16 protein-coding genes and 1 pseudogene are annotated in these 22,210 nt (G+C 58.3%); 5 read left to right on the top strand and 12 right to left on the bottom strand.

Going from position 1 to position 22,210, the window contains the following annotated elements; genetic code table 11:
* Positions 1-112 precede the first annotated feature (112 nt).
* Positions 113-595, bottom strand: coding sequence for a hypothetical protein (locus RPS27_RS38555; RefSeq protein WP_313755048.1), 483 nt, complete (start codon positions 593-595; stop codon positions 113-115).
* A gap of 250 nt (positions 596-845) precedes the next feature.
* Positions 846-1,061 (bottom strand): hypothetical protein, encoded by a 216-nt coding sequence (locus RPS27_RS38550; RefSeq protein ID WP_313755047.1) that lies wholly within the window; start codon positions 1,059-1,061, stop codon positions 846-848.
* Between the two features lie 1,573 nt (positions 1,062-2,634).
* Here RPS27_RS38550 and RPS27_RS38545 point away from each other — a divergent pair.
* Positions 2,635-2,817 carry a hypothetical protein gene (locus tag RPS27_RS38545; RefSeq protein ID WP_313755046.1) on the top strand — a complete coding sequence of 61 codons (183 nt, stop codon included), beginning with the start codon at positions 2,635-2,637 and terminating at the stop codon, positions 2,815-2,817.
* Positions 2,818-4,504: 1,687 nt separating this feature from the next.
* Here RPS27_RS38545 and RPS27_RS38540 read toward each other — a convergent pair.
* On the bottom strand, positions 4,505-4,690 hold the full coding sequence (locus tag RPS27_RS38540) for a hypothetical protein (protein ID WP_313755045.1): 186 nt from the start codon (positions 4,688-4,690) through the stop codon (positions 4,505-4,507).
* 2,744 nt (positions 4,691-7,434) lie between these two features.
* Between RPS27_RS38540 and RPS27_RS38535 the strand changes: the two genes are divergently transcribed.
* Positions 7,435-7,764, top strand: coding sequence for an H-NS histone family protein (locus tag RPS27_RS38535; RefSeq protein ID WP_313755044.1), 330 nt, complete (start codon positions 7,435-7,437; stop codon positions 7,762-7,764).
* A gap of 2,246 nt (positions 7,765-10,010) precedes the next feature.
* Here the strand turns inward: RPS27_RS38535 and RPS27_RS38530 are convergent.
* The 3 genes from RPS27_RS38530 to RPS27_RS38520 all read right to left on the bottom strand — a co-directional run bounded on the left by RPS27_RS38530 (position 10,011) and on the right by RPS27_RS38520 (position 13,923).
* The gene (locus RPS27_RS38530) at positions 10,011-10,229 is read right to left on the bottom strand and encodes a hypothetical protein (RefSeq protein ID WP_212065688.1); all 219 of its coding nucleotides are present in this window, start codon (positions 10,227-10,229) and stop codon (positions 10,011-10,013) included.
* Between the two features lie 933 nt (positions 10,230-11,162).
* Positions 11,163-12,797 carry a hypothetical protein gene (locus RPS27_RS38525; RefSeq protein ID WP_212065687.1) on the bottom strand — a complete coding sequence of 545 codons (1,635 nt, stop codon included), beginning with the start codon at positions 12,795-12,797 and terminating at the stop codon, positions 11,163-11,165.
* Positions 12,798-13,590: 793 nt separating this feature from the next.
* The gene (locus RPS27_RS38520) at positions 13,591-13,923 is read right to left on the bottom strand and encodes a hypothetical protein (protein WP_212065686.1); all 333 of its coding nucleotides are present in this window, start codon (positions 13,921-13,923) and stop codon (positions 13,591-13,593) included.
* Between the two features lie 236 nt (positions 13,924-14,159).
* On the opposite strand from RPS27_RS38520, the gene RPS27_RS38515 reads away from it, so the two are divergent.
* A complete protein-coding gene (locus tag RPS27_RS38515; RefSeq protein ID WP_212065685.1) occupies positions 14,160-14,345 on the top strand; it encodes a CsbD family protein in 186 nt (61 codons plus the stop codon).
* Between the two features lie 92 nt (positions 14,346-14,437).
* On the opposite strand, the pseudogene RPS27_RS38510 reads toward RPS27_RS38515, so the two are convergent.
* Positions 14,438-14,643: pseudogene (locus tag RPS27_RS38510) on the bottom strand (cold-shock protein).
* A 381-nt stretch (positions 14,644-15,024) separates the two neighbouring features.
* Here RPS27_RS38510 and RPS27_RS38505 point away from each other — a divergent pair.
* Complete coding sequence (locus tag RPS27_RS38505) at positions 15,025-15,270, top strand: hypothetical protein (RefSeq protein WP_212065684.1); 246 nt, start codon at positions 15,025-15,027, stop codon at positions 15,268-15,270.
* A 561-nt stretch (positions 15,271-15,831) separates the two neighbouring features.
* Here the strand turns inward: RPS27_RS38505 and RPS27_RS38500 are convergent.
* The 4 genes from RPS27_RS38500 to RPS27_RS38485 all read right to left on the bottom strand — a co-directional run bounded on the left by RPS27_RS38500 (position 15,832) and on the right by RPS27_RS38485 (position 19,575).
* Complete coding sequence (locus RPS27_RS38500) at positions 15,832-16,425, bottom strand: hypothetical protein (protein WP_313755043.1); 594 nt, start codon at positions 16,423-16,425, stop codon at positions 15,832-15,834.
* 49 nt (positions 16,426-16,474) lie between these two features.
* On the bottom strand, positions 16,475-16,906 hold the full coding sequence (locus tag RPS27_RS38495) for a hypothetical protein (RefSeq protein WP_249131502.1): 432 nt from the start codon (positions 16,904-16,906) through the stop codon (positions 16,475-16,477).
* A gap of 194 nt (positions 16,907-17,100) precedes the next feature.
* Positions 17,101-18,141 (bottom strand): TAXI family TRAP transporter solute-binding subunit, encoded by a 1,041-nt coding sequence (locus RPS27_RS38490; RefSeq protein ID WP_212065682.1) that lies wholly within the window; start codon positions 18,139-18,141, stop codon positions 17,101-17,103.
* A gap of 39 nt (positions 18,142-18,180) precedes the next feature.
* Entirely contained in the window at positions 18,181-19,575 is a 1,395-nt protein-coding gene (locus RPS27_RS38485; RefSeq protein WP_212065681.1) for a hypothetical protein, read from the bottom strand.
* A 572-nt stretch (positions 19,576-20,147) separates the two neighbouring features.
* On the opposite strand from RPS27_RS38485, the gene RPS27_RS38480 reads away from it, so the two are divergent.
* The gene (locus RPS27_RS38480; RefSeq protein WP_212065680.1) at positions 20,148-20,348 is read left to right on the top strand and encodes a hypothetical protein; all 201 of its coding nucleotides are present in this window, start codon (positions 20,148-20,150) and stop codon (positions 20,346-20,348) included.
* Positions 20,349-20,427: 79 nt separating this feature from the next.
* Here RPS27_RS38480 and RPS27_RS38475 read toward each other — a convergent pair whose 3' ends face one another.
* Positions 20,428-21,528 carry a helix-turn-helix transcriptional regulator gene (locus RPS27_RS38475; RefSeq protein ID WP_212065679.1) on the bottom strand — a complete coding sequence of 367 codons (1,101 nt, stop codon included), beginning with the start codon at positions 21,526-21,528 and terminating at the stop codon, positions 20,428-20,430.
* Positions 21,529-22,210 lie beyond the last annotated feature (682 nt).

Below are 22,210 nucleotides of genomic sequence, written 5' to 3'. Positions count from 1 at the left end.
TAAGGCCAGCCGAGCCTTGTGAGGTTGGTACGCGCGCGGCAGGCGGGTCCTTAAGTGCAATTATACGCTGCACCGGCCCAGTACCGATGCAGCGCTATAAGACGGCCTTGATCTACTGCCTGTCGTAGACGGCAACGCTACTGATCGGCTGACCGTTGGCACCGACGCCCTCAGTACTAACGGTAAAGGTTTTGCCCTCAGCGGATATCTCGTTTGAGCCGGTTTGAATGGGCTTATCGGCTTTGGATCGAACCCACTTCACGTGGTGATCATCGACCCGCGTGTACGTCGTTGCGTCAAACAGGGGATTGCCTGTCGTGGGGTGCGGCTTCCCATCGTAAATATGCATGAAGACAATTTTAGAGGCCTGCCCCTGTGCGTCGATGGTGTCCGCAGTATTCTGGAGATCTTGCCCAACCCGTTGAAAATTGAGGGTTTGACTTTTCGGGGGTGGGCCAGGACTAAATTTTGATTTTTCGAGGTTGAGCTTCCACGTTCCTGTCAGAAGATCGCTCTGCGTCAGTCCCATCTGCGATCCTGCGCTGGTGAATGCAGCAGATAGCAGCGCCAAAGCAAGGACGGTTCGTCGGTTCATGCTGTTCCTCCTATACAATCATCAACGACCTCTGAATGCGTTTCGCTGTTAAAGACGGTGAGAAGTTGTAGCGTGTCACCGCCTGTCGATTTAATCTGGATCTGCAATCCTGATCAAAGGATTTATGAGGTTCGCGCTGTTTGACGACTAGATAGATGATCTGTCCGTACGACCACTAGCGAAAGCTCGTCGAACCATATCGAGCGCGCGCCAGGGAGGAGAGAAGCTGGATAAGGCCGGGAGGACCACCTTAGGGCTGCAACCGCGAGAGGAGACGTTGTCGATCGAGGTCGCGACGTCGCTGATCTTCGCGCATTCGTTCAAGTTCGGATTCGGCTTTGGTTGTATCCAAGTGTTGGCGTTTCAAATCAATAATTAGAGCTTCTTGCTCGGCAAGCCGTCGTTCTCCGTCGACCACATCGCGTTCAATCTGCCTGAGCTCATCAAACAGCGCTGTCCTGTCCATCGCGCCCATGCTCCGGCCGTGTTGCGATTTACGTGTCTGTACAAGACAGAAGCACGCAGCAATGACCGCTCAACGCAGCCAACTTCTCGAACGTTCCGAGTGACCCAGATTTCCCAAGCCTTTGGCAAGGTCTATCGCCAGCGTCAGCGACGGGCAGCGGTGCTCTTGCGCGGGCAGCCTCCCCGGAAGCGCGAGGCTGGCGAACCGCTTGCGAGTCTAGCGAGAAAATATCCTGCCCCGCCACAGGCAGTCGAATAAGCGAGGGATGTGCCCTACTTTCCAACCCGCCATACGCAGTAGCTCTCACGCGCCAAATGCACTTGGAATGGATAACTGACTCTCGAGTACAGCCTGTCTCGATAGCCGCATGCCCTAGCCTTATACCCACGTTCGTCCGATCTGCTCCGATGATGGGGGCCTGAACCACCCCTATGAAATTCGCGTCTCTACCTTAGTGCAGTTCGATGAGAACCCAGGACGAAGATCAATCAGCGGCCGGGCCGCAAGGTGGAGGCTGAAAGATCGCCAAAAGATCGCCAGGAGCGAGCGCGATCGGCCAGGGGCGCCGGTGTGGACGTGATTTGACTAGCACACCGCGGCTGCTCCTTTTGTTGAGACACATCTCATGAACAAACAGCACGAAAATCATAAATTCTGTTCTGCCCAACTTATGTTAGGCGATCGGGTTCCTTAGTCGTCTCACACGAGCTTTCCGCACCGGCACTGAAAGCCCGAAACCAGCTTGCCTTTCCCGGCATCGAAGATCGACGCGGCGAGGAGAAACGGGCCGGAGGATTTAGGACAGGCCCGAACTGTGTGCAGTTGTCAGCGCCAGGGAGGTCAGACCCTAACCATGCCCCGCGCAGCCTGCAGCGATAAACGATCATTGTCTTTCACCTACGATAATCGGACATAGGCGGGAACGCTCCTGCGGTTGCCAAGTTGTCCCGGCGCCCTTTGCCCCAAGGGTAACCCCAAGTGAAGTGGCCCCAGCTCACCGCCCCCCAACCCTGCGAGCTGGGGCTTTCTTTTGGGCGGTCCGCCAGCAGGGTTCCCCGGATTTTTGTTAGCAATACTCCGGTTTCATTTTCGGAACTTGCGAAAAATGATTCGCTTTACCGATTTGTCCCGACTAGGCTCCTGCTCACCGGGGCTGGCTTCATATTTCCCCTAGAACTTTCACCCGGATTTTTGGCACGGCGCGGGGCCGCAGCGAAATGAACCTCCGCTGCGGCCTTCGTGCGTGGGTCCGTATGACACTCGGGCTGCCCGTACAAGGCGCCGACCCGCTTACACATGCCTATGCAGCCCCCAAAACGCTATTAGCAGAAGGGCCTCGCTCCAATTCCCAACAGCATGAGAATAGCGTCCAGCATGACGAATCAAGCTCCGCCCGTGCAATCGGTTACATCCGGGCGTGAATATGTCATCCAGGGGGCCGTTTGCTCGGGCAGCTAATGCGGGGCGGCGTCCACCTGCGCCACTTCAGAACATCGATCTGGGATGTAACACTTCGGCTACAGCATTTGCCGAGGAGCATTGCTAAGCAGTTCGGGGGCAACGGAGGCGCAGCATGTCGGCCGATATCGCTCACAGACCAGAACGAGACGAAGACCACTCAAAGGTCAATTCTCAGGCGACTCCTCATCCGTCCGGCGTGCATTTCGCGGAAGCTATCAAGGCGGAGGGGGATGCTGATCCTTACCTGCCGGGCAAATGGAGCTGGGGACCAACGAAGGCTTCGTTCGATTGGTAGATCGCCCGCGATAGCATCGCAAACCCGTTGCGCTTTCGTAGCTATCTGCTATCGCCGGCGCTCAGACCGAGCATCGTAGTAGATGATCGCCGCGAATGTGGCCCCCACGGCTAAGATGCCGATGCAGCCAGTAATCAAAAGCCCTACCACCATTCCCTAGTTAGTATTCGCAAGCGCATCACGACGGCAATTCACGAATGATTAGCAGCGGGAATGACGGTTGATTGCGCCTATCCGATCGACGAATCCCGTCAGCCTTTAAAAGCGGCGTCGCGTTTATCATGCTTGGCGCCTCCAACTTGCTCAGGAGGCGCGCCGTCGGCCCACTAATTTTTGAGCCAAGCTTCCTCAGCCAGCGTACAAGCTTTCACCGTGCTTTCCGATTTTTCGACAGTCTTGGCCGTGCTGACCTCGATGGGACTGGAGTTGAGGATAGCACTTAGGAGGAGCGACAAACGAACAGCCTCACTCGGGCGGATGACACAGCAGTGTATGAAGCGAGCTCCGTTCGCTACTGGTCAGGGGAAGCCTGCGCTGAAGCGAGCGGGCTAGGACGTCGGTCTCCACGGTAAAATTGGTGATGCGTGGGTCTTCCGGAACCGACCGAGTGGCCGCCGTTGCACCCCTGCCCAGCCTCCCTTCATCGCCGGGGCCGGGGACATCACTATCCTGCTTCGAACTCACACCGTTTCGAATCAACGGCGTCTCTGGTTGTTCTCAGCCAGCCAGACCTTCTCTCTAAGCCTCTCTAGGTCTTTCATTGCTTTAAGCAATCTCGTCAATTCGGAGACGATGTGTGCCAGAGTGGGTTTGCGCAGTTTTCGGACTCGTGATTTCTGCCTCATCGCGAAACGGCTCCCTGCCAGGACCGACGGAGATGTGGCTTAAGTCGCAAGAATCATGCCAGTGAGTGCAACCGCAATTATTTGGCTGGCGTCGCTCTCCACCCATACGACTGGCGTGCGATTTGGCCAGTGACGTCGTCCCTCTCGTCAGAGAGACGCCAGGCCGCCACTCCGAAGCAAACAGTTAAAGTTACTGCTGTTGTTAACAGTAGCATCGATAGAAAGTGACCCACACCTCTACCCCGCAAGTCGACGCATGAGTGAGGACCATGGAACGTTGATTCGGAAAATACAGATCCGTTGACCTAAAGGCAGGGCATCCCCAACAACAGCCAGTCCGGATTTATCCCGCGTGCAGTTTCTCCATTTCGGCCGCGTGAGCCGCATCTGCTCGAACAGCGGAATACAGATCGATTGGTACGGAAGGCAGCCGGTTATGAACTCACACTCGAGACGGGCCGCGGCCCAGGGGCAAAGTGCAGGTGGGAACGTTGGGTGCGGGCGCGGACCGCACTGATAACGTTGCGGACCTCGCATCCCGCGATGCTGAAAGGGCGGTCGAAATGAACGAGGAAAAGCCGATCACTGCGAGCGCTATGAACACAACTCCGGAAAATAGGCTGGTCATTTGAACCTCCCTCACTCGCCTCAGCATCGGACGGAAGTGTTTCAGTATTGCTTCGCTCTGGCGCCAATATGGCTTCGTACACATAACCGTGTACTGCGGAGTGGTGTCTTGCTATGGCTACCCATTAGCTCCTGCAGAGGCCGTCTAGGAGTGAGCTAGCAGCCCAGACAATCTACATCTCGGATGGTTGCACCGGCACAACGGGCAATTTTGATTACTGCACTTTCTGTCCGAGATCTTTCAGCACCGCGTGAAGAAAATCGCTGGCATGGTCGTATTGCGCGTTGCCGCTTGTGACCTGGTGGGCTTGCGGCTCCATTATCCGGCCCACGGTTTCGGAGCCCAGACGTGCAACTCTGTCCGACCACTGCTGCAGTAGACGATCGGGAATGTCTTTCACGGATCCGAACAGCCTGAGCAGGCACTGTTCGCCCGCCGACTATGGTCGTGATGAGCCTTGGCTGCATAAAATGCGAATAGCCCGCGGAATGCCTCACGGGAAACGACAGGTTTTCCCATCGCAATATCCCTGAAAATAAAATCCCAATAAGATCTAGTTTGCCGACCTCGCACGGGAAAAACCAGCAAAAAATTACTTCCGTTCACCTAGGTCAATGCTCGTAACCTACTCAGCCCAAGCCAGGAGCGCCGCGGATTATATTGGTTGCCTGCGACGGTCCTGTCGAGACTTTGTCGCGACCAAAATATTTAGTTCATCTATTTAAATCGTGTGGCTATCTCAGCCTGGTCAGGCTCCGATGATTGCCGCTGCTTAGCCGGCGCAGGTGGCCCCGGAGCGCGACGACCAAGAGCCCCTGTTGTGCAGGTAGGCGGTCGACAAGCTGGGAGCGCGATATCCGAGCTTCGCGTCTCGTGTGGTGGGCCGCACGTTCTTCGTGCGTTTTGACGCGCAATAGAGCGCCGACGACCGGCATTCGAAACCCTTGCGAAGCCTAAACCGAAAGCCGTTTCTGATAAGCGCGCGAATGGAACTTTAAAAGCCGCGATTTAATGACAAATTTGGTTATAATATATAATCATGATGACTCCATCGCAAAATTGAAAAATATGCTTGGAGAAAATGGGAGGTTGCAAATGGAAGCTGCTCGCCGCTTTCGCGCCATGGCATTGCTTTGTCGACAGACTGCCGCGCTCCAACCGGGCAGAAGCTGGCAGCTGCTTGCAGAGGCAGAGTACTGGGAGCATCTGGCGGCTGCGGCTTTAGCTCATTGAGCTTCGGTCGGGTGATTGTTCGTGTTTCTTTTTTTTGGCGACTTTTTAGTTCAAGTCATTTTCCGAGGCATGTGATGTTGCGTACCCAGACTTGTGCCGTTCTGAGAGCGCGGCTGCAGGCGCTTGTGACGGAGCTTAGAGAGGTGGAGAAGCTCCGAAGTAAGCTCCGACATGTAGAAGCGAGAGCAATCGGCCGAAGACGTCGGATCAGAGCGGACGGCAAAGCGAGAGCCGTTTAGGGTCGAGACCCGCCTGGTCCGAAGCTTGATATTCGCATCTTGAACAAGCGGAAAGGCCGACGCCTGCGTCCCGCGGGGAAGGACCTCGGCGAGTATGTCTCTGCGACGCACGGGCCGCCAGCAGGCCGACGTACCTCGCAGCTTTTGAACGAACTCAGCGGTTAAGCCCGGGCCTCTATTCAGGATTGCGCGCTCGCCCCAGAGTCTCATTCGTTACACTTCGGAACACTGCAACAAGTCGATCGCGTTCCCAAAGCTCCACGTCGTGCTGGCCGTTCATCTGCTGGGCTCGACGTCTCGCCGCTTGCTCGTCAATGCAATCGAGCTTTGCAGCGCAGATCACTCGCCGATTCCCGTCCACCATGAACACTTTGTACCGCACGATGGCAGTCCCGAACACAAGAGAGGACCGCATCATAATCGAATGTTGGGCTGAGGCAGTATGAGATGAAGTGCGGGCGCGTGGAACATTATAAGTGTTGCAATCCGGTAGATCCAGCGCGTCAGAAACTCACCGAGCCCCTGGGTGATCTGCCAGCATGTTTTCAGTGGCGAAATCTCACCGCGTGTCGAAGTGCCCGAGTCGCGCTTAGGATCGAGAAGCCTCCCAGCATCATCAATGCCGCACCGAGCCAGGTTGCCACCCGGCTGCGCAACTCGCCCGGCGCCTGTTCGTCGCGCGCAGCCGTCGGCATAACAAGAGATAAGTTGCCTCGCGCGGCAGCGGAAAGCCTCTCAACCTCAGCTTGGGACGGCACGGAATGCTCGGCCGTGATCTGGCCGCTGGGAAGATCAGAGAGGGGGGCCGCCGTAATTGGGGTCGACGTGCCTGAATCGAACACAGAAGCAGCATTAGCCACTTTCATTTCGCGTGCCGGCGGCATCGGTTGAGGCTCGTCAGCCTTCGCAGAGCTTGATAACTCCGCGCGCGCATCGCTTACAGGGCTCCGCCTTTGCCGCATGGTCTCGTCCCCGTCGGGCCTGACGGTGCGGTTAGCGATGCGACGATGACCCGGTTGTCGCGCCGTCGCGACTCCCTCGGCCAAGAACCAGCATTTGTTGCGGCCTTCCCGCCGATACACCCAGCGCTGGCTGGTGCCGGGCGGGTTGCCGGGCTGTGCCAAGCATTCCGGTCGCGCTGACGAGCTGGTAGCAGGTTCGCGAGGTGCAGGATGAAACAAGTCAGTAAACGGGGCGGAGAGCGCAGGTGTCGCCGCAAGATCTCCAAGAAGAACCAAGCTGACGAAACGACATCGCAAATGACCGGACATCGAAAACTCTCGGTGATGTGCCCCACCCGAGACTTAGCGGCGATATTGGCCACGATACGACTAAAATCCGGCAGGGCAATGAATTAAATGTGTTGCCGGTCAGCAGATTAAATACCTATCCAACTCGCGTCGGTTGCATCAGGGTTAGCTCGATTGGCCAAGTTGGGGCGAAGCTGACGAGCGAGTTTCTTGGATAATCTCGTTTTGGTTGCGGCGAGCGAGTGTTTGCGTCGATGATCAAATTAAATGCCTGCCATGATATTACCGCTGTCATGCCATTCTCCCCGCCGCATCCCGCATTTAAATGTGGATTGTGCGATTATCATCGGTCTGATGCCTTGCCTGCTTCTTCATCTCAGACTTTTGTGCCTAGGCTTTCGTCCCTAACCTCGGATCTCGCCATGGACACCGCGCATTTCAGTTCGCTCTCCCTTGATGAGCTCTGGATGTTTCACCAGCAGGTCACTGCCAGCCTTACTCAGAAACTCTTGGTGCAAAAAGCACATTTGGAGGAACGACTTCACCGGATTGGGCTGGCCGAGAATGCTACACGGTTCGATCGTAAACGCCGTCCATACCCGCCCGTTCGTCCCAAATACCGCAATCCCAAGAACCCGTCGGAGACATGGTCCGGTCGTGGCAGGCTGCCGCGGTGGCTGCAGCCGCAGCTCCGAGGCGGTCGGAAGCTAGACGATTTCCTGATCGAGCGGGCTTCAGTGCAAAAGCGCTAGGCGAATTCAACGGCGATTGCGACATCTGGAATGAGAATGCCGGCGACGGCTGTGATCCATCCTGCGGCTGGGGTCATTGCTTCACAGCATCATCGAATTCCGGTCTAGAACCCTGCTTAAAGGGAAATGACCATCTTTCTAAGCTGGACCGCGCGGTCTTCTGTGGCCGCCATAACGAGGCCGCGTTCGGGTTTGATGCGGGAAATCGACCGAACCGTTGAGCTGTAACGTTCGGCCGCGCGACACATTGGCGGGGCAGACCGACAATCGCTCGATGCTATTTCTTCAGTAACACCCCCAATTTCCGGGCCATTCGCCTCACGGACCCCGCGTAGCGGCCGAGTTCGGCCGCGATCCTGCCGGCGCCGACTCCCTGCCGGGCAAGCCTTACCAATCGTTGGGTCTCCTCTTTAGCCCATTGCTTCGGCTTCGGTGTTTTCATGCTGCGAGCACTCGGCTCGAACCAGTAAACCAGCGAGCTTAGTGGTCGACACTTGGGAAATTTACGGGTGGCCAGCCCTTTAAGAGGGGGTGCAATGCTCTAGCAGAGCTGGCGCCGCGAGTTCTCCAAGATCGCATTCCGCTTAGGGCGGCTACACCGGATCTGCTTGGATCGTCTCAAGACTGGGGCCGCGCAGTGGTCTGGCGGAAGCAGCCGCAGGCTCGTGAACGGGGTTCGCTGCCGACACGAGCTCCACGATGCTGATCTCGGCAGGATCGGCTGCCTCGAGCCGCAACTAGTGGGCGACCTCAACCGAAATGGGCATCCGCCTTCGAAAGAGTGGTCTTGGAAAAAGCCTGGTCGTGGCCCAGCTGCGCTGACGAGTCAGCATATGCCGCTCGTCTCGGCGAACTAGGTCAATTACCGGTGAAGAAGTGCGTGGCTCGAGGACGAGCGTGTGTTGCAACAACAGGAACTGGATTGCGGCGTGGGGGTTAATGCAGATTTGGCGAAGGAGATCGTTAGATGCCCGCCAAGCCGCAATTAATTGCCGCCATCGTCGCAAGCTCATTTCTGGTGGTCCTCGCGTTAGACGGCATGGCTAATGCCGGGTCCGCGGGCGCAGGCACCGGGACAGGCCCGAGTAGCGCCAGCTCTGGCCCGTCGGCACCCTCTGGAATGGGGACGGGTGCAGGTAACGCTGGTTCGTCAGCAACTCCGGGAATCGGAACGAAAGATACTGTCACCAGCGGAAATCCAGGCATCAACGCCGAGCCGAGCAATTCGAACGTTCAGCCCGCCACGCGGGCGAGGTCGCGGGCGGCAGCCCAGGCCGCACGAAATGCAGGGGCTGGCCACGCGCAAAATGGCCTGCCGATCGGTGCGGTCGGGAGCGGCACGAGCAAGGAGGATCAAATGGCCATCGGCCTAGCGTCTTCCCGAAATAGGTCCGGGCCGGCAACACAGGCTCAAGGAAACACTATTGGTACAGAAGGTCTCTCAGGGAGAGGCACGAGCCTTTCGGACCAGATCAGCCTTCCGCGCGCTGCACGAGCTGGAGACAAGGTGCTGGACGCCAAGGCGCAGGTCGGGCGACGGACGACTGTCTCCCCCCGACGCGTTCCGGGTCAGGCAAAATTGGGTTTGTAGGGGGAGGAAGCGCTCTCGCGGTGCTTTCAAACCACAAGCAGGTGACGAGGTGAACGCGTGCCGGTTGCCTGCTAACGCTGCGCAGAAATTACCTGTTTCGAGATCATGCTCCGCTGATGGATTTGGATGGTGGAATGCACACTCCAGTCCACACAGAAGTCCAGCTATTTTCGAGCAACCTTACGACCCATGGTGAGCGCATTGGAGCACATCGTGAACTAAAGAGAACTTTGGCTTCTCAAGTCACGGGCTTGAGGTGTGCGAGCGTGCCATGCTCGTTCTCGAACGACGATGCCCCACTCTGGCCGTGACACTATGGCCGGCCGGGCTTCCACAGACGATAGGCGATGGAACGCAGGATTAGTTAGTATGGGCCACCAGCGGAAATGCCGAATGATCAGCAGCTCTGTTGCTCAAGCCGCATTGTTCGCTCCCTTCAGGGGCAGCGGCACACCTCCGTCAAGGCAGCCGGCAGATGTGGCGCCGAATCATCTGTGGCCCACTACAAAAAAGCCCCAGCTCCAGGGCGGCCCGGAGCTGGGGCCTGATCCAGCTGGCCGGGGGGCCAAGGCAGCTTGATCAGACTTCGCCGAAGGGCATGCGAACCTAGCCCATCGGCCAATCGGTCCACGCCCGCGGTCGAACTAGTAGAACCTCAACGGCCCCTGTCGTCCTTGCCGTTAGGACTGCCGTCTCCGCCACCATTGCCCCAACCATTGTTGCCGCGATGGTGCACCAAGCCGCCGCCGGAATGGGCGATGGCTGTGCTGGTCAGAGAGGTCGAAAGCAAGGCTGTGATCGTGGGTGGCGTCACCACCGCGAACTTTCCGCAGGTCTTCAGAAATTCGCGACGGTCGTCGTCTTGGTCGGGCATGGCGTGCTCCGCGCTGGCTGAAGAATTAAAGCGTCTAAATCAAATTAAATCAAATTAAATAAGTTCACTGATGGCGTGATCACGAAAATGCGACCCGAGGCAAGTTCGGTAGCGCGTCCAGTCGGTATCATTGGGGAGCCTCCCGCGCCGCCTTCCGGGCACGTGAGTGACGACATGTCCTTTGACGTGTTGGCCGTCGCTTGGTTGGCTCGACTGCCCATCGAGCCGGAAAGATCGAGACGATTCTGGCAATGTACGCTGAGCATGCTGTGATTCGCTGCGGATGCGGCGGCATGAAAGCGATCGTGGGGCCGAAAGCTCGGCGCGCGTGCTCTACCCCCGCTTTGAACGCATTTCCGGCCGCAGCTCGCCAGCCTTCAGCGAGCGGCAGAGGGAGCGCTGATCTCTTACGAGCTGCCGGTTCAATCCGATCATCGGGTAGGCGGGATATGCGGCAGCTTCCTGTTGCCAAGTACCGGCTCGCCTGGTGCTAGGTCCAGTGGCGGATGTGGCCTTGCGAGGCCCGTCGTACCGGGCCGCGTCTCGTTGCTCGCCGTCCTTGTGTCGACCCCATCGAGTGTCGTGACGAACGCCGCGAGGATCGTGACGATTACCGCCATAGCGAAAAGTACGACTGAAGTGCGGTGGCTATTCCACTCTTTACTCATGAGGGGCCTCCACAGCTACCGAAACGTAATACGGCTTCGATTGTTCCCCGCGCGTCAGCGGAGATGGAGCAGGACGTCGGTGGAATCTAACGTTTCGTCGCCTACTCAGAGCCGTCGAGCGGGATCAACTTCGGACTTTGCAGCACGACGAGATGGGTCTGAACGCTGCCGGGGCAGCCGAGGATTACTCGATAACCTCGTCGCCCTGAGGCGGGCACGACGCTGGAAATGTGTGTCGGCTGCGCGGGTAGCCGTGAGCGTCGGCTCAGACCAACAAACCCTCCTGATGTGGCGCGAAGATAAAATCCTGAGGTCTGAGGGCTTGCTCGCTATGCACCACCACGTCGTTTCCCAGACCGAACGTGATCGTGCTCTCGTGTGTTACAGGGTCAAACAGCGAAATACCCAGATCACTGAAGTCCTCTATGTGAAGCGCGGAGACATCGATGTGATCGGCTCCCAAATTCGAGAGCCCCTGCCCGAAATCCTCGACCTTGTCGTGGCCGTTGTCGAAATTGAATACAAACGTGTCGTTGCCACCTTTGGCCAAGCCAAGCGTCATCTGGGCATCGCCCCAGATATCATCATTTCCGGTGCCGCTTACTAGTTTATCGTCGCCGCCGCATGCGTGGTCGGACATGGATCGTGCATCGCCGACGAGAATGGTCTCGTAGCTGCCCGCCGGATGCGGATTCGGATCATCGCCACCAACCAGCGTGTCATTACCGCCGTCGGCGTGGCCGGACATGGCCGACGCATCCCCATACGCCTGATTGACCAGCCCGGGGAATACGTTGCCACCGATATAGATGTCGTCGCCGCCAACAGCTCGATCACCCATATTGCCACCGGCGTCGCCATAAAAGATATTTTGGTCTTGGGTGCCTGAGGCCTGGAAAATGTCGTCGCCGCCGTGAGCACGGTCGGACATATCGCCTGCGGCGTCGCCATAGAATGTACTTCCCCCTAGGCCGGTCTTGTTGAAGGTGTCATCCCCGCCTCGGGCGGAACCGGACATGTTCCCGCCAGCGTCGCCGGCGAAGACATTTCGATCGGTCAGGGTTACATCGCTTGAGTCATTGAAGGTGTCATTCCCACCGGCGGCGAAGGCGGACATGTTTCCACCGGCATCGCCAAAGACAAAATTGAACGGATTGGCTCCGCTCACGGCGAAGCTGTCGTTGCCGCCAGCCGCATGACCAGCCATGTCGCCGCCGGCATCGCCATAGAGATAACTGTTGTACTCAGATCCGCTCACAGTGAAGCTGTCATCGCCGCCACGGCTAAGCCCGAGCAAGCTACCGCCCGTGTCGCCAAAGAACACTACATTACTGTCCGGTCCGACGTGGCCAACGAACGTGTCGTTGCCCCCCGCCGCCCAATTGATTAAGTTGCCGCCGGCATCTCCGTATACGGTGGCGGTCTGATGCCCACCACCAGAAACGCTGAAATGGTCGTCGCCACCACGGGCGTGACCGGACAAGATTCCGCCGGCATCGCCGTAGGCATTCACCTTCACCCCGGGTGTAAAGGTCGGGGGCAGTTCGAGATCAAGGGTGTCATTGCCGGCAATAGCCCAAGCCGAGATATCACCGCCAGCATCGCCGTACATATTCAGGATGAAAGCCTCGCCAATGGTGACAACAGACGCGAGCACCTGCGCTGACAACGTATCGTTGCCGCCCCGTGCATGATCGGAAATATTACCGCCTGCGTCGCCGAACAGACTTCCTGCGCCGGAAGTTACCAATGTGTCGTTACCGCCAATTGCGTGGTCGAGTAAGTTCAAACCCGCGTCCCCGAATAATAGGTTCATCGGTTCAGAACCAATCAGAGTTTGGCTTCCGCCATGCTGTCGTCCCGTGAGCGACCCAATCGTATCGCCGAATAAAACCGCCATGGCCCCCTCCGTTCTTTATGCTTCACGTGAAGATGCGCGGTGAACATCTACAACGTTTCGTTGCCATATATAAATCACGTTTTAAATCAAGGGAATTAATATTTTAAATCGATGTTCTGAGGAGTTTAGCGACGAGCCTGCTAATTTGACGATGCGGCCTGAACGGCCGCAGCACTTCTCAGCTCTGCCGCGGCCTTAGGAGGAATCTCGTCCCCGTCCCATCTCAGCCCAGCGTCGTGCGTAACGCAGAGAATCGCAGCCGTCCCGCCGCTAGCCCGCGATTGCTCGTCACAGTTTCGTGCAGGGTCCGATTGGATGGTCATGGCATCGCGAATATGCAATCGCGCTGCGGCCCGTAGCGTCTCAGAGCCAAGGAGGGAGCGATGCGCCTTGTTTTGCCCTATGTGGGAATCGGCATCTGCTTTTGTGTCGTGCTCTGGTTTGCATCGAGGCTTGTCCTCTAGGGCCGCATTTTGCCCGTTGGAGCGCCTCAACACACCTGCTTGCCACCGATTTGAGCGCCGAATCCGTTGCTGCTACGGCCAATCTTTAAGGAAATGTAGTCGGGGTAATCTTATTGGCGTGGGAGCGGTATGGCGTATGAAACACACGCCCATTTTGGTGTCGGTCAGGGCTTGGCTGGCGCCGCTCAGGACCAAGAGCCGACTTCTCTCAAAGCAGCGGCCGCGCCTTCGCCCGCAAGGAAACCCGCTAGCCTATTCGCGGGTTTCACTCCTTGTGCTGCCGGCAGATCGCCGGCGATCTCTTGTTCCAAGTCGGTGGTCGCAAGCTGCTATTTCTTTGGTGCAGAGCCATCCTTCAAGGAAGCGTTGTAGTCAGCCTGCGAACTATTCGTGTTTGATTGATCGCCGTGCGCACTGCTACCGGTCGTGGTCCCGACCGCGTTCGGTGTCTCTCCCGGTGCATGAGAAGCCGCCCCAGGCCGGTCCTGGTTGCCCACATAGCCGGACTCGCCCGAATTGCGGGTTTTGATGCCCTTATCAGCTTCGGTTTGCACGGCTTGAGCAACATTGGATTGAGGTGTCGCGCTCGTTTGCTGCTGCGCGGCAGCAGGTAGCGATATGAGTGGTAGTGCGAAGAGCAATGCCAAAGGCAAGTATCGCATGGCCGTTTCTCCATGTAGGCCCCGCCGTTCCATCAACGTGAGCATCCCCGAACATTTCCGCTAAACCTACAAAAACTTATGACTGGAGCGCTGTCACATTTCACAAAGGCTACCAGGACAGAACGCAATCACTCCTTCGCCCGCGCTTCGCTGACTATTGTTCATTGCGAAGTTCGCAGGAGCGACAGCGTGACGGTGTCGTTGTGCTTGTCTTCTGGACAAGACCGGTAGCGGTCATGGACCGTGAACATGTGAAGGGTGCCGCCGACAAAGGCGCGATCAAAGACGGGGCTGGCAGGCTTACCGGAGACAAGCATCTACAAGCCGAAGGCAAGATGGATAAGGCCTGCGGCTACGTCCATAACACGGCGGGAGACCTGAAGGACGCCGCGCGCGACACTGCCGACGCGCTCGAGAAATAAGTATAAGTAGAGGAGAAGACCACTAAAACTAGCCGCCTCAGGGCGGCTTCTTTCGTTCTGCCAGGCGCAGGCCGGGCTTTGCATGTAGCGTTTCAATCAACGCGCAGATCCTCGGCAGCCATTTTCCCGGATCGACCCGTTCTAAGCTCGTAGCTGACACGCGCTCCTTCGCGCAATGCATCATGACCGGCTTTTTGCACCGCGCTATATGCACGAATACATCCGGCCCGCCAGCGTCAGGCTGGATGAAACCGTAACCCTTCGTCACGTTGAACCACTTAACCGTCCCCATCGCCATGGGAAGACTCTCCAAATGGTTGAAAGAAATCCGACTGGCGTTAGTTGAATCTCGCTTCGGACAGACTCAATTTCGCGCCTTTCGCGCTCAAGCGCGCTGAGCACAATCACAACCGTCTATTCTCGCCAATGTACACGCTCGCACCCGCAAGAGTGGTACTGAACTTGAGAGGCCTTCAAAGCTTCTGACCTAGAATAGACATAGGACTTCGAAATTTGCGGACCGTGCCTCAGCTGCCCGTGCATTGACGGTCGCGAGGTCAATTTAAACTAGCTTTTTCCCGAATGAGGAATTAAAATGATTATGTCGTAATCCTATCGTTTTAAGAAGATTAAAATGGGAAACCTGTTTTTCCCGTGATGCCGTGACGAGCTGGATTTGATGTCCGTTTACGACCCCCTGCGGGAGGAGCTGCAGCGCCGCGAGGCAGAAACGATCCGCCTCAGCTTCTCGGAAATCGAAGACATTCTTCGTCGACCATTGCCGCCGTCAGCCTACAGGTTCAGCGCGTGGTGGGGAAATCACACATCACGCAAAGGTCACACGCAGTCTATGGCCTGGCTGCTCGCAGGCTTTGAGGCCAGAGTTTCGCTGAAGCAGCGGGTAGCCGAGTTTCGCCGACTATGAAGGCATTTGCGTCGCTTAACGGAGTGACCGCGATTGCCGTTATTGCATCGTTCGCTTTCTTTTGCCAAGGCGGAGCCGCTGGAGGAACAAGGCGGGCTTTCTTAGCTTGAGAGTCGCCAGCTTACCGCGGAGCTGGCAGAGCGGCCCCGGCCACCTCAACAGCCGCCCCAAAGCCGGGGCCGTCTCTTAGGTGTTAGTATTGGAGTAGGTCTCCACGATCGGCGCATCGTGCTGCACCATCGTGCCGCACAAACGTAAAAGGCTGCTGCGCTTGGTGAGGGCCGGCGGACGTCCAAGAGCGTTTTGCACTTCGAAAGTACGAGCATGACGTGGAAACTGCGCTTTCAGTGCCTCGTTTTGGGCCGTGGCGAACCTGCGCATCTGACCGCCAGCATCGTAAGTCGGGCTTTGGATGGCTTGCTCAGTCCGGCGCCGCGATAGGCCTCTAGTGTTTCAAGCTTGCTGCTCCAATAACGGCTCTTGGGGGCGACCGCACTAATATCATCGGTAATCCGCGCCGCGCCGAGCTACGGTCCATTGATGATCTAACCGCCCGCGAAGTCAGGGTTTTACGTAACTCCAGCCCTGCTCTTGCAGCTCCATAACGCGGACGACGCCGGATTCAACGACCGTGGCCTGCGGAATCAACTTAATGTCCTTGCTTTCCGCCTTACGCATGTTTTCCTGGGTGTTCGCGCATGCCCTGAAAGATATTTCGGGATGGCTCATCGCGAGCACCTCGATGCGAGGCTTTACCGGCGAGGTGTCGTCGCGCAACATGTGAAGGCCAGGGCCGAAGGTGACAACCTCGATGGACACGGGCTCGCCCCTATCGCTGTAAAATTGCGCGACGTTGGTCGCATTGTTGAGCACCAGATTCATCATGGCAGGCTCGTTGGAGTTCACCTGCAGGATCAGCCTATGCGACTTCGCGGCGGGGGCGGCTTTTGTCGCCCGAGCTAGCATCGGCTCAGCCCGAGCGGCGGGGTGCCTTGTTTGGTGCTGGCCCTGCTTTCTCGCCGGCTTCAATCTGCTCTGCGTCTGAGAATTTGCTAAGCTATCATTCGCTTGTGAGATCACAGGGTTGTCTATCTCGGCACGAACGTTCGCGCTAACCAGGGCTATCACCGCCAGGCCGCTGATGATGGCTGCCATTGCCGACTTCAATTTGCTCATCTTGTTCCTTGCCCGTTTTCTATGACCATCACCCTCCTGGTCTGGCGACGCTATGTGGCCATTTGCATGCCGCCGCCAATTTCTCGCGCACGTGCCCGAATCCATCGAGCTGGAAATGTCCTTCCTGTACCGCGCCGATGCGAGGCGAAAGACGCACAACAATACTGCCGTCGTTTGGTAGTGCCTTCAGCCATTGAATGGCATCGCCACCGAAAGAGACGCCGGACCCGAACGACGGCGAGGCGGCCTCGAGCCGAATTGGCGGATCCGCGTTGACTTGATACGAAATTACATATTCCTTGGCGCTGCGTGAGAGCAAAGCTCCTGCGACCGTAACCTCCGTGCGACCGGCTCGGCAGTGAATCGAGAGTTGCATGGCGGCGCCATCGGTAGCGCTGACCGAGGAGGTGGTCGCGGCGACGACTGGGGAATAATCGATCGGTGACGTAGTCTCGCTCACAACCCATCGGTTGTCTGATGCTCGTCGGCCGAGCGATGGAGCCTCGCGTGGCGAATTATGCAGGCAGTCTCGCCGCCCTGACCCCTCCGCCACCGAACACGCTCGAGCTATTCCCATGGGATCATTCGCACTTTGCGCGTGCGCGATTTGGCAGGCGAAGCTGACGGCGACGACCAGAGGAGCGGCCGCATTATTCATGGTGACTCTGCTCTCCGCGAGTTGCGATCTAGCCATTCCTGAGCGGCGTGAAAACGGGTGAGACCAGGAACGGTGGCTGCTAGATTGATCGACCTCCACTTCGCGTCAAAGCCCGGCGCCTGAAGCCGATCGATACGCGAGAACAGATACTCGACGAGACGAGCGACGCGTTGATAGCGGTTCGAGCGTGGCGCCCAGTTGAAAGCAACCAACGCTGTCGAAACCGCGATCGTCGAAACTCGCTCACCCGGCTTGATAAGGTTTGGGTACTCATTTGGCTCCAATGTCGCCGGCAGGTAATAGTCTTCGAATCTACTGTCATAGTGAACCGGAAGAAATTTGAAGCCCGCCTCCCAGCGACCGCGGACGAAGGCGTCGACCGGCTTTGACGTAATGAATACGACGGCCGATATCTCCCCTTTGCGCATCTGTTCCAAGGCAACCTGATGCGGAATAAATGTCTTGTCGGCCTCGATGCCGAGGCGGCTGAAGATCAGCGGTCCGGAGTAGGCGGCTGCGGTGCCCAAGGTGTTGAAGTTGACTCTCTTACCGGCAAGATCTTGCAGATTTGTGATCTCCGGCCGCACGAAAACATGCAGCTCGGACGGGAAGAGGTTGAGCAGGTATGTGATGCGGCTTCGGACCTGAGGTGCCTGAATTTTGTATTCCTCGAACGCGTCGGAATTGATGATCGCCGTGTCGACGCCGCGCAAATAGAGCAACGCGTTCAAATTGTCGGTGGCCCCGCGCGTGACAATCGGTAGGAGATGCAGATCTGCGCCGTCATCGACGACGCGTGCCATTTCCGAGGCGAGACGGATCGGTGCGCCTTCAAGCAGGCCGCCGGCGAGCCCGACGGTCCAGGCATTGACGCGGTCTTTCTCACTCTCCTGAGTGAGCGACCGTCGGATCACCTGGACATCAGCTTTGGTGCTCTTCGCGCTTTGGGCCTCAAGGCAGGCCGTCTGCAGCATCATCGCGACTGGCATGAATCCAGCTAGCAGCAGCAACGAGTGTGACCTTGGCACCTTCTTCATGTCGATCCCTTCTCGAGCAGGACTGCGACGAGTCCCTTTTCAGCGAGGCAGTGCATCTAGCCGTTCCTGGGCGCCGCGAATGCCGCCCTTTTGAGCCTTGGCATACAGCTCGCGCGCCCTCGCCACTTCACTGCGCGTTCCGTAAGTCCCCAAGGCGGATAGCACGGCCGGATCGTAGGTCTCGGCGAGCATGAAACTTGCCTGCGGGACGTCCTTCTCAGCCGCGAGCTCAAGCACAATCCGCGCTGCTCCAATATCCCCCTGATCGAGCAAGGCCCTGGCCCGCGGAATGAGTCGAGTCTCTGCCTCGCTTTGACGTGCGGCTACGGGTCCTTCCGCTACCATCGTCCCCCCGTTCTGCGTCGTTGGCGGGACCAAGCGTTCAGTGGCCGGAGCGGTCGAAACGTCCTCAGCGAGGCTCGAGGACGCTTTACGGTCTCCTGCCTGAGCCTCCGTCCCGCTCCGCTGCTGTCGCAGCGCCTGTCGCAGTCCGGCTATTTCTTGGCTCGCCGCCTGTTTTTGCTGCGCGATCGCATCATTCGCATCGCGCAATTGAATGTTCCGGGCTTCGATCTCACGCCGCGCTTCCGTAAGTTCCGAGGCCAACGCGGCCGCATGCGCCCGGGCATCTTGTACCGCACGACTTTGTTGTTCGGCATTCGCCGTTTCAGCCCGCGCAGCTTTGGCCTCTGCGACGAGCTCGGCGCTCTTGTCTCGCTCTTCTTGGAGAGACTGCTGCAATTCCGCGATTTCGTGAGCCATTGCCTTCCTCTGTTGCTCGGCGACATCGGCGGCATTGCGCGAGTCTTCATCACGGGTCTCGAGCTCGCGGCGAGATCTGGCAAGTTCTACCGTGAGCGCGTCCTTGCCGGCTTGCTCCTGTCGAAGCGACTGCCGCAGCCGTTCCGCGGCCGCTTCTGCCGCCTGCGCGCGCGGGACCGTGATATCGAACTCGTTCCGGGCGCCAGCCAACCCGCTGGCGAGTGCTTGTTCTTCATCGAATTGCTGCCGCCCAAAGCCTGGCGGCACCGCCAACATCGACGCTGCGGTCGTTTCCTGCTGAAGTGCCGCTTGAGAGCCGGTTTCGATCGCGACTTGTCGATGGAGGGCAAAAATAGTTCTGCCATCGCTCCAGACCGCGTCTTGACCCGCTCCCGAACTAAATGGGTCGAACGCGGCGAGCAGGGCTGCTCCAAGGAAAATTGCAGGGATAAGGATGAGGGCGGCTGCGGCCGAGCTGCCCGATGGTTCGTCGTCCGGATCGACATACTCGGCTGCTGGATACCAATGAGTCGGGGCAATATCGATTGGCGTGCCGTCTTTCCAAACCCATCCATCCATGTCTGACGACCACCGGACGGCCTCAATAGCCCCCGCCGCACCTTCAACCCAGATGAATTCACCATCCCTTGGCGCAGTATCGATTGGGCGCATAGTCACGCCTCTTTCGAAGAGTTAGGCAGTCAAAATAAAAATTAAATAACAAATAATATATAAATTTAACTTCAGGCAGAGTCAAATTAATCTCCAGCGAGAGCGGCTCCTACGGTTGCGTCGCTTTCCGAAGGGTCGTGTTTTGCCGCGGCAATAGGACCCGTCAGATGGCTCACCTGGCACATTTGTGGCGCAGCGCCCGAACTTTCCTAGGGCGGGGATCTATAACCGGACCGGCGTCCTATCTCGCCGAGGAGCCTTGACGCAGCTTAGGAGGTGGCCGGGGCATCACGGTAGGGCACAAAGGTCTTTGCGCTTTGGACTCTCGGTTTCGCCGCCAACTTTGACCGATTTGCCCTGTTTATTCCCGCGCACGTGTGGCCGGCGACCTACCCCCAACTGTTTTTCTAGGCCCAACCTAGCCCATTTGGGGGAGGCGCACCCAGCGGACTTTGGCATATCGCCTTGCATGGCTCTCCAATGCACGGCGGTGTTCTTGCGCTCGTGCGGGACAAGGTGCGGGCAGGTCGTCAAGCGGCGAAATGGCGTCAAACTGGTTGGGAGACGGATGAATGGGCTTCGACGAGTTCTCGTTCTTCGAGTTCGAGATGCGCAAGCTGTCACGGGGCTGGGCGTGGCGTATTGGCTCACGCGACGGAAAGGCCATCATGCGAGGACGAGCGAGGAAACGCGTGGTGGCGAGATATCAGGCGACAAGCGCGTTGTTTCTCTTGCTGATGAACGTGTCCGTGGCGGCTCGGAGCCGGAAGTGAGGGGGGCGCGCGCAAAGGCGCTGAAGCGCTGCTTCGTGCTCGGAGGAAATTTGGGGCGCCGATGGACACAAGCCGGATGTCACCCCAACTGCGAAACCAGCGTGACCAGCTCCGACTGGCGGTGGATACCTGTTTTCGAGAAGATCGACTTCAGGTGGTTGCGGGCGGTTTCGCGCGAGATGCGCAGATGTTCGGCGGCGTCGGCGATCGATGTGCCGGTCGCGAGCAGGGCAGCCAGTCGGGATTCCGCCGGGGTGAGATCGAAGGCCTGGCCGATCAGCGCCGGGTCCGGCGCAGGGCGCGGGGAGAGATTGGACAGGATGAGCAGGGCGCGCGCTCCGAGGAAAACGGAGCGCGCCGCGCCGTCCACCGGCAGGAGCCGCAACACGACCGGTGGCTTGGTCGTCCGGCGGACAAGGATCGGCGAGGCGGGGATGGCGGCGGCATCCGGCGTCGATCGGATCATACTGACCAGCTGATCGAATCGCGTCATCGCATGCTTGTCGCGGAGAACGAGACGCCGCCCCCTTATGCGGATCTCGTCGTCGAAGCCGCGATCGGCCATCTGGTTCGTGCGCAGGACCATACCTTCCCGATTGAGGACCAAGGCGGGTTGTCGAACCCGGTCCAGGACGTCGGTCATCGAGGTCAGCGCGGCTCGTCCAACCGCCGTCGCGAGCGTGGCGGTTTCGGTCAGGCGCGGTGCCAATTGGGCCAGCAGTTGCTTGTCGCGCGCCTCGAATGTGCCTTCGCGGCCGGTTCGTTGCAGCGTCAATGCCCACGCGGCGCTGTCGGCCCAGAAGCCGATGCCGGCGAACCACCGGTATCCGAAGGGAAACAGCACCTCATTGTACATGGGGTCGGCGCGAATCTGCTCAGGCGTCATCACGTCGAGGTCGGTCACGACCTCGCCCGCCATCATGCGCGGAAACGCCCTGGCGCGGGGGTCCCTCAGATGCCAGTTATTCCTGAAATAGACCTTGGTCCCCTCGTCGATCGATTCGGTGCGTGGAACGTCCGGGGTTCTGATGTCGCTCTGAAGAAGCAGCGCCGCCGACGCCCCGACCGCCTTGCAGATGTCGTCCATGATGCCGCGCCAGGCTTCCGGATTCACGGCAGCCTCGCCAAGTCGATTGAGGACCTTCGACAGCTCCTCATTGTCGATTCCATTGGTTTTCACGAGCGGTCCCCTCCGCTGAGCTCCAGGCCTTCGGCTGCGAGCCGGCGCGCATCCTTTCTTGCCGCATTCCGTGCAGACCCCCCGCCATGCTTCGTGAGGACGCGGTTCGACGCAAGCCCCTTTGCCGGTTTTTCCTGAAAAAGACGCTCGACCAAAGTCTAACGGATAATGTCCGCGGATGCGCTGTCACCAGGACCGGGATGACCCATTCGGGTCATGCGTCAAGACGTGCGGGGGTATTCCATGCAGGAGGAATAGGTCTTCGTCCCAGGAGTTGAGATGACGTCGCTCTGCTCGAGCCAGATGGATTTCAGTTTAGGTTCTCCGCCTGCAGTGTCGCTCCGCGGCCAGATCAGACTGCGGCAGAATGTCGCAGGCGATGCAGCGGGTCCGGGCGCGCGTCGCATCCCCGCGCTATCAGTGGTGGTAACTCATTTGCTCAGCACCTTGAGCGATCTCTTCGCGTCGGCCCCCGCGCGACGGCCGATCGCTTCGTTCCAGCACTTATTGTGCTGCAGTCCCGCAAAACTTCGATCCCCCTGTTTGCTGAAATCGGGCGAGACCTCCCATGGCGGTGACGCGCTGGCTCGGCTGCGGTGTTCAGTCCACACCCTGCTTAAGGTTAGCAGCTGTGCTGTCTTGACGCAGTCGCGCAACAGTGGAAACAATTTGCAATTATCAG

This window comes from Bradyrhizobium sp. WYCCWR 12699 (assembly GCF_032144035.1).
Classification (GTDB): domain Bacteria; phylum Pseudomonadota; class Alphaproteobacteria; order Rhizobiales; family Xanthobacteraceae; genus Bradyrhizobium.
The sequence above is the reverse complement of the archived record's forward strand: the minus strand, read 5'-3'. Positions and strand labels throughout refer to the sequence as shown.

Bases quoted from the DNA above. Each gene is read 5' to 3' on its own strand.
- RPS27_RS38530 (WP_212065688.1), bottom strand. From the start codon at position 10,229: ATGCCCGACCAAGACGACGACCGTCGCGAATTTCTGAAGACCTGCGGA.
- RPS27_RS38525 (WP_212065687.1), bottom strand. From the start codon at position 12,797: ATGGCGGTTTTATTCGGCGATACGATTGGGTCGCTCACGGGACGACAG.
- RPS27_RS38500 (WP_313755043.1), bottom strand. From the start codon at position 16,425: ATGGCAGCCATCATCAGCGGCCTGGCGGTGATAGCCCTGGTTAGCGCG.
- RPS27_RS38550 (WP_313755047.1), bottom strand. From the start codon at position 1,061: ATGGACAGGACAGCGCTGTTTGATGAGCTCAGGCAGATTGAACGCGAT.
- RPS27_RS38505 (WP_212065684.1), top strand. From the start codon at position 15,025: ATGTCCGTTTACGACCCCCTGCGGGAGGAGCTGCAGCGCCGCGAGGCA.
- RPS27_RS38555 (WP_313755048.1), bottom strand. From the start codon at position 595: ATGAACCGACGAACCGTCCTTGCTTTGGCGCTGCTATCTGCTGCATTC.
- RPS27_RS38535 (WP_313755044.1), top strand. From the start codon at position 7,435: ATGGACACCGCGCATTTCAGTTCGCTCTCCCTTGATGAGCTCTGGATG.
- RPS27_RS38485 (WP_212065681.1), bottom strand. From the start codon at position 19,575: ATGCGCCCAATCGATACTGCGCCAAGGGATGGTGAATTCATCTGGGTT.
- RPS27_RS38515 (WP_212065685.1), top strand. From the start codon at position 14,160: ATGGACCGTGAACATGTGAAGGGTGCCGCCGACAAAGGCGCGATCAAA.
- RPS27_RS38480 (WP_212065680.1), top strand. From the start codon at position 20,148: ATGGGCTTCGACGAGTTCTCGTTCTTCGAGTTCGAGATGCGCAAGCTG.
- RPS27_RS38545 (WP_313755046.1), top strand. From the start codon at position 2,635: ATGTCGGCCGATATCGCTCACAGACCAGAACGAGACGAAGACCACTCA.
- RPS27_RS38490 (WP_212065682.1), bottom strand. From the start codon at position 18,141: ATGAAGAAGGTGCCAAGGTCACACTCGTTGCTGCTGCTAGCTGGATTC.
- RPS27_RS38520 (WP_212065686.1), bottom strand. From the start codon at position 13,923: ATGCGATACTTGCCTTTGGCATTGCTCTTCGCACTACCACTCATATCG.